Here is a 2,098-nt window from a genome sequence, read left to right as displayed (position 1 = left end):
ATCTTTGGACAAGGTTGAAGATGAACTTAGCTTAGGTCTATTAGAACTTTGTGCTGACCCAGACCGTCTTCGCTCTCTAACTTTCTTCCCTCCTCTATAGCTACTTTGTTAGAACGCAACTTGGTATTATCTTGGTCTTGGCGATTGGAGAACGCATAAACCCATAGTACAAACGTTGACGGTTTTGTAAATGTTTTGATACGTTACCGATTAGTGGAGTTTTTACTTCAAGCTTTGATTTTGCTAAATATCGGTTTTCTCTATTTGTATCCTGACATCACCTACAAAATTTTGTATGCTGGAGTGTTAACAGCAATATATACGAATCTTTTTAAGTAATTTTACGCAAGTATGAATCAGTTTTTATGTTTACGTTTAGAATTATTTTTGCTAACTGGAATACTAGGATTAACGGGTACAGCTTGTAACGTGCGCTTAACGGAGTTGCCAAAAGAGAGTGCTACGCAGGGAGTTGTCCAAAAATCACCGCCGCCCCAAAAAGTCAATTTGCCGCCACAATTAGTAGAACCCGATCGTTTTGAGGCCGCTTTAGATAAAGCTTATGGAGCTTTGACCATCAGTCAATCTGCTCAATCTACAGAGGATTGGCGCTTAATTGCGATGCAATGGAAGGAAGCAATTTCACTAATGAAAACTGTACCTACCAGCAGTCCCCACAAAGCGATCGCTCAAAAAAAGATTGTTCAGTACCAGCAAAAGCTTGAGTACGCTCAGCAACAAGCAAGTCGTCCTATTCAACCGCGCCCAGAAGAAATTGCAACAATTACTCCTGAATCGCTGTCTTCTACTCCTACCCCAATTGTCAACGCACCGCCACTACTGGCTGCCACCCCAGCGACAGGAGTGTTTCAAGCTGCGATCAAACGTCATGGAGGAACACCTGTAGTTGCTGTAACTTTTAATGGCGGCGCACAGTTTGAAATGATTGTAGATACGGGAGCTAGTGGTACAGTAATTACTCAACAAATGGCTTCAGCTTTGGGAATTGTCCCTGTGGGCAGAGCTAGAGCAAATACTGCTAGCGATCGCAATGTAGAATTTGCCATTGGTAACGTTGATTCTATGGAAGTTGGCGGTGCGGTAGTAAGTAATGTCCCTGTCGCGATCGCTCCTACGGCAAACTTAGATATGGGATTGCTTGGTCAAGATTTTTTTAGCAATTACGATGTCACAATCAAACGCGATGTGGTTGAGTTTCGCCCCCGGTAGCGATACCACTAAATAAAAATTCCAGTTCGATCTCAAGTGTTAGGCTACGTTTTTCTTTGCCCAAGATTAACTAATGCTTACTTACTTGTTAATTTAGCAACTGGTAATCTGAGCTTCATCTGCATTAGGCAACTCGATAATTTTTCAAAGGTCAATGCAGCCTAATCTCAGGTATTAAGCATGGATCGTCACTTAAATAATTGGATAAAGTTTTGGCTGATAAATTTTGGTGCTGCGGCTATATTGTTGCCGTTAAATTTTCTAGCTTTTGCGGAGACAAGATTACTAAATGTCAGCCTTAATGCTGAAAAGAATTAAAGCTTTGCAAATTTGATGCAGCAAGCTGAATCTACAGCTATTAACTTAATTGAGCAAGAGTTTGCTCGTTTATCAACACTTACAGAAGTTGGAATTATAGTTAGTGGCGAACGCGATAGGCAAGAAGTACCATTGCTATCTACCAAAGTTTCTCGGTTGAATTGGCAAGCCAAACTCAATCTTCAATCTTGGACTAACTACTTTACTAAAGCAGCAACTTTGTTAGGCTTTTATTCACCACAAAAAATCAAACCTAGTACGCCCAGATCGTCCATATTTTCTAGCTCGACAAGAGCAAAAAGCATTTTTAAGTTACGCCGATTCTAAGGAATAAAGAGATCTGATGTCTAAGCTTACTCGGAGACAAGCTACTTGTGTTCTTTGGTGCAAGTGCTGGTAGTGCAGTGCTTGCACCTGTTTTACCCCTCTTTTATCACTCTAAGCAGAGAGTATTTAGAATAAAAATAGATACTACTGTTTGAAAGCAAGTATGTCAGTTGCGAGATCTGCTCAACCCACAATCCGATTTGTAGATGAGTACTGCCGACTA

Annotated in this window: 2 protein-coding genes; both read left to right on the top strand. The window is 40.8% G+C overall.

The features are described 5' to 3' along the window. Positions 1-351: 351 nt before the first annotated feature. Positions 352-1,230: a retropepsin-like aspartic protease family protein gene (locus AC2VE5_RS26245; protein ID WP_486890494.1), complete on the top strand. Its 879-nt coding sequence runs from the start codon at positions 352-354 to the stop codon at positions 1,228-1,230. Between the two features lie 333 nt (positions 1,231-1,563). After that, positions 1,564-1,875: a hypothetical protein gene (locus AC2VE5_RS26240; protein WP_486890493.1), complete on the top strand. Its 312-nt coding sequence runs from the start codon at positions 1,564-1,566 to the stop codon at positions 1,873-1,875. The last annotated feature ends 223 nt before the right edge of the window (positions 1,876-2,098 follow it).

This window comes from Aliterella sp. E5.1 (assembly GCF_057473825.1).
Note: the sequence above shows the minus strand (reverse complement) of the source record. Positions and strands in the feature narration are given on the sequence as shown.

Bases quoted from the DNA above. Each gene is read 5' to 3' on its own strand.
- AC2VE5_RS26245 (WP_486890494.1), top strand. From the start codon at position 352: ATGAATCAGTTTTTATGTTTACGTTTAGAATTATTTTTGCTAACTGGA.
- AC2VE5_RS26240 (WP_486890493.1), top strand. From the start codon at position 1,564: ATGCAGCAAGCTGAATCTACAGCTATTAACTTAATTGAGCAAGAGTTT.